This is a genomic window from Methylophaga sp. UBA5088 (assembly GCF_002414625.1).
GTDB lineage: Bacteria > Pseudomonadota > Gammaproteobacteria > Nitrosococcales > Methylophagaceae > Methylophaga > Methylophaga marina.
Genome location: NZ_DIAC01000039.1, coordinates 11,954 through 16,977, shown reverse-complemented (window position 1 = coordinate 16,977; position 5,024 = coordinate 11,954). Strand labels below are relative to the sequence as shown.

The window sequence follows — 5,024 nt, the reverse complement described above, 5'->3', positions numbered from 1 at the left end:
AGCGATTACACAAATGACAGCGACCGTTCAGGAAGTGGCGAATAGTGCTGAAAAAGCCTCAGCGGCCGCAATTAAAGGCGATAAAGACTCAGAGTCTGGAAGACAAGTTGTCGAAGAAATCGTCGCTTCGATTAACAATCTTGCGGACGAAATTAACTCATCCACATCGGTCATCAGAACGTTAAAGTCTGATAGTGAAAACATTGGGACTGTACTGGATGTAATCAAAAATATTGCTGAACAAACCAACTTACTGGCGTTAAATGCGGCCATCGAAGCGGCCCGGGCCGGTGATCAGGGACGGGGTTTTGCTGTTGTGGCTGATGAAGTGCGCTCATTAGCCCAAAAAACCCAGGACTCAACAAAAGAAATTGAAGATCTGATTCTCACTCTCCAACAAGGTTCAGATAATGCTGTGAGCTCAATGGAGTTGAATAAGACCAGTATTGAGGGCTTAGTTGCTAAGGCCGTGAATGCAACCAACTCACTCAATGAGATAACAAATTCTGTGAGTTCGATAACCGAGATGAATACACTGATCGCCACGGCTGCCGAGCAACAAAGTCATGTTGTGAATGAAATTAATAACAATGTTCTCAACATACAACAGGTATCAGAAAATACGGCAGAAGGCTCAGAGCAGGTATCACAAGCTAGTCAGGAAATTGCTCAGCTCAGTGAAAGACTCACTAATATGGTGAGACAATTTAAAGTGTCTTAAGCTTATGATCAGACAGATGAGTCTGGCTTATCTCTGATTGGAGTGACTGTTTCGCTAACGTGTTTCTATCTTCTATTCGTTTAAGTACTCATAGTCTGTAGCGATGTTTTATCTTGTTATAAAACAAATTCTTGCTGGATGTTCATGTAGTGAGGCTTTTATCTATTGCTGAGCGATGACAACATATTCTAAGATCCGATTTTCAACTGGGATATCTCAATGTCATTTGTTTTCATTTCACTGTTTGTTGTTATATTAGTTGCCGTTTTGCTTCTTTCGTTGATGAAGAATGATAATAAACAGCTTGAAAAAATGAAGGTTTATCCCTATCTGAAGCGCCCATCTTTGTATACGCCCACAGAGAGAGCGTTTAAACACAAACTTCAGCTTGCTGTAAATGAGCAATATGACATTGCTTTCAAAGTCCGTCTCTCTGATTTATTGACGGTGAAACACACCAAATCTAAGTCTGCCAGCCAAAAAGCGAGCCAATATATTCAGTTGATGTATGTGGATTTTGTTCTTAGTGATACAGAGACGTCAGAGATTTTATGTGCAATTAAACTGAATAATAGCTCGGATGCTCAGCCTGATAAGCAGCACAATGCCTTTATCGATAATGCCTTGAGGGCAGCCAAAATACCTTTATTACACTTTTCTCCTGAAGAAAATGCTGAGCCACAACTGATTGCAGACAAAGTCAAAAAAGCCATTCATCCCGAGTTTGCTATCCATGAGTCATCTGCCATCAAAGCTGATGATATAAAAATTCTTATCAACCCTGATAACTAATTTCATCCCGATGTTAGTTAAGTGGCTAAACAGGATTTTCTTCAGCCAAAGGGCAAAAGGCTAATCCTCAATGATTCAAGCAAAACAAGCCCTCATGGCTTGTTAATCTTCACCTTTAGCCGATGTAAACTTATCTCTTGGCATATATTCAAAAACGTCAGAATAACAATTCGTTTCTTTCAATCCTTTCGGTTCAAGTCTATCGATTGTGCCATAGACCATTTGCGGCGAACCACAGAGATAAGCTTGAACATCATTCAGTTTGTCAAAGTCTTCTTGAATCACTTGATAAAGATAACCAGAGCGAACCGGCCAGTCTGGATCAGCCACCTCTAATACTGGTGTGAAGCTTAGGTTTCTGTACTGATTGGACCAATGTTCAAACGTATCCAGCAGGTAAAATTCATTCGCTTGTCTATTGGACCAATATATATACACGTTTGCATCAGGCTGTTGCTTAATGATTTCTTCGGTAATTGATTTAACTTTTGCAATGCCTGAGCCCGCTGCAATTAATAGATGAGGTAATGCTAGATCAGTCTGTAGAAAAGCGTTTCCCATTGCTAAAGTGACCTTCACTCTCTCAGTATTCTCATACAAGGATGACAGTGTTTTTAAGATCTTATTAGCGAACTCACTGCCATTCTGAATAAAAAGTTGTAAGCGGCGTGGACGAGAGGAATCAATGTTGTTTGCAATCGTGTAAGACAATGATTGTGGTGTACCGTCACCATTCACGTCTAATTCCAATGCTAAGTACTGACCTGCTGCGTACTCTAACTCAGTCCCTTCAGGCGCTTCTAAATCAATCTCAAAGGTTGTTGCCGTTAATGCATTTAGCTTTTTAACTTGGCAAAAGTACTCAACGACCGGATAGGTGCGAATATGGGCAGCATCATTCATTCAATAAATCCATCAGTACATGTTTAATCATATCCATAGTCTAAATGACTTAAACAATGAATAAAAATGGTATATTTTCACATACCAATTAATTTTACTCATGAAGCTTATGATTGAACGTACCCACCTAAAAATTGTGCATGCTGTTGAAGAACATGGCTCGCTTACCTCAGCCGCTAAAGCTTTATGTGTCACACAATCAGCGCTCAGTCATACCATGCGAAAACTGGAAGATAACATGGGTACTGAAATCTGGTTGCGAGAAGGACGAAGCTTGCGTTTAACACAAGCAGGTCGTTATTTACTCCATATTGCTAACAGAGTGCTGCCTTTACTTAATTACGCAGAAGATAAGCTTAAGCAGATTGCTCATGGCGAGCGTGGGACCTTAAGAATAGGGATGGAATGCCATCCATGTTATCAATGGTTATTGAAAGTGGTTTCTCCATTTTTAGATACCTGGCCAGATGTTGATGTGGATGTGAAACAGAAGTTTCAATTTGGTGGAGTGGGGGCGCTGCTCGATTATGAAATCGATCTATTAGTCACGCCCGATCCCTTATATAAAAAAGGGCTGAATTTCACGCCTGTTTTTGATTATGAGCAAGTGCTTGTTGTACCTCGGCAGCATGCATTAGCAGAACGTGATTATGCTCGGGCAGAAGATTTATCTGATGAGGTATTACTGACCTATCCGGTGGCCACGAATAGACTCGATATTTATACCCATTTCCTCAACCCGGCAGAGGTCGTACCTAAACAGCATAAAACCAGTGAGACAACTGAAATTATGCTGCAAATGGTGGCATCTGGACGCGGTGTGGCTGCCTTGCCTCGCTGGTTAGCAGAAGAATACTGTCTTAAACTGCCGCTTGCTGTGGTGCGTTTGAGTAAAGTTGGTATAGCTAAACAAATCTATTTGGGCACGCGTGATAGTGATGAGGATATTGCCTACCTCAAAGCGTTTATAGAGCTAGCGCGTAGTTATAATCATCCTATGGGCTTGATAAACCACTGAGGTTGACACAGCGTCCAGTCAAAACCGGTTGATAATCAGCTTTTATTGTATTGCTGATATAGATGCTATGAAGTTGATGGTGACAGAGAGACTATCAGGGTTGACTGTCATTGAGACACAAATTGTCACGCTCAACAGCACGGGTAAATAAACGTCATAGCCTCATCGAAAAGTCTGGCTTCTCTATTGGCTGTAATAGTGATTTTTCTTCCTCGTGACAGCCGCAGGCTTATTATCTCAGCACGCTATTTAGTGTCTCCACCATCTGACTGTCCACAACATTGTCCTTTCATACGTGCGCTTTAGATTCGTTTTCCACTCAGATGGATGGAATTGAGAGAATAAATGTCATGTCTGGTCGGCAACATTTGCGGTCTGTGTTTTATCCATAAACCCTCGATAATCAGTTCTGTTTATCTAAGTCATGAATTTAATTAATCGATATATGAAATAATATCAATTTTATTCATGTGTAAGTCCCTGTATAACTTCTCTCACCGCTGAAAGCACAAGTGATTTTGTAAGACCTAATTGAAGCTGGAAACAACTATTAGGCATAAGCAGCGATCAGCGTGTGAAATGAATCAAGATGATATTGCATTTAACAGGACACGAATCACGATGAATACAGACTTTGAGTATACGATTAAGCGCATTCGTTTCGACGAGAATTATCAGCCTTCTGATAACACACGGATCACGACCAACTTCGCTAATTTAGCGAGAGGAGAGAGACGCCGGGAGAATTTGCGTAATGCTTTAAGAATGGTAGACAGTCGTTTCAATGCCTTAGCGAATTGGGATAACCCTAAAGGGGAACGTTATGCTGTCGAGCTTGAAATCATTTCGGTCGACATTGATATTGAAGGCAATGGTCAACACTTTCCATCTATTGAAATGTTGAAGACCTATATCGTTGATAAAAAAACAAACAAGCGTATCGATGGCATCATCGGTAATAATTTTTCATCCTATGTACGAGATTATGATTTTAGTGTGTTACTGCTGGAACATAATAAAGGACGGTCTCAATTCACCATTCCGGATAGATTTGGTGAGCTTCATGGCAAGTTGTTTAAAGATTTTGTGTGCTCAGATACTTACAAAGCTAATTTTAATAAACCGCCAGTGATTTGCCTGAGCGTGTCTGATAATAAAACCTACGAGCGCACTGAAAATCAGCACCCCATCCTAGGAGTCGAGTACAACGCTAATGAACCGTCTCTCACAGAACAATATTTCGAAAAAATGGGCTTTAAAGTTCGCTACTTTATGCCTCCAAATAGTGTGGCACCATTGGCATTCTACTTTTTTGGCGACTTACTCACGGATTACACCAACCTTGAGCTTATCGGCACGATCAGCACCATGGAAACATTTCAGAAAATCTACCGACCAGAGATTTATAACGCCAATGCCGTGGCGGGTAATCTCTACAAGCCTAATCTGAGACATGCTGATCACTCAATTACACAAATTGTGTATGACCGAGAAGAACGCAGTCAGTTAGCTGTTAAACAAGGCAAATTTGCAGAAGAGCATTTCATCAAACCATATCAGGCCGTGCTACAGAAATGGTTTGAGAATTAC

The 5,024-nt window shown here is 40.8% G+C and carries 5 protein-coding genes; 4 read left to right on the top strand and 1 reads right to left on the bottom strand.

The window, feature by feature from the left end; translation table 11 throughout:
- Positions 1–721: methyl-accepting chemotaxis protein (locus tag B4K20_RS05500; RefSeq protein ID WP_289282173.1), on the top strand; the 721-nt coding region annotated here is incomplete at its 5' end.
- A 219-nt stretch (positions 722–940) separates the two neighbouring features.
- Positions 941–1,513 (top strand): DUF2726 domain-containing protein, encoded by a 573-nt coding sequence (locus B4K20_RS05495; protein WP_289282172.1) that lies wholly within the window; start codon positions 941–943, stop codon positions 1,511–1,513.
- Between the two features lie 102 nt (positions 1,514–1,615).
- On the opposite strand, the gene B4K20_RS05490 is transcribed toward B4K20_RS05495, so the two are convergent.
- On the bottom strand, positions 1,616–2,416 hold the full coding sequence (locus B4K20_RS05490) for an NAD(P)H-flavin reductase (RefSeq protein ID WP_289282171.1): 801 nt from the start codon (positions 2,414–2,416) through the stop codon (positions 1,616–1,618).
- 109 nt (positions 2,417–2,525) lie between these two features.
- Between B4K20_RS05490 and B4K20_RS05485 the strand changes: the two genes are divergently transcribed.
- Positions 2,526–3,434, top strand: coding sequence for a LysR family transcriptional regulator (locus B4K20_RS05485; protein ID WP_289282170.1), 909 nt, complete (start codon positions 2,526–2,528; stop codon positions 3,432–3,434).
- Between the two features lie 621 nt (positions 3,435–4,055).
- Positions 4,056–5,024, top strand: a 969-nt coding sequence (locus tag B4K20_RS05480; protein ID WP_289282169.1) for a DUF1852 domain-containing protein, incomplete at its 3' end; no start/stop codon positions are given.

Coding starts and splice junctions, on each gene's coding strand:
- B4K20_RS05495 (WP_289282172.1), top strand. CDS start 941: ATGTCATTTGTTTTCATTTCACTGTTTGTTGTTATATTAGTTGCCGTT.
- B4K20_RS05490 (WP_289282171.1), bottom strand. CDS start 2,416: ATGAATGATGCTGCCCATATTCGCACCTATCCGGTCGTTGAGTACTTT.
- B4K20_RS05485 (WP_289282170.1), top strand. CDS start 2,526: ATGATTGAACGTACCCACCTAAAAATTGTGCATGCTGTTGAAGAACAT.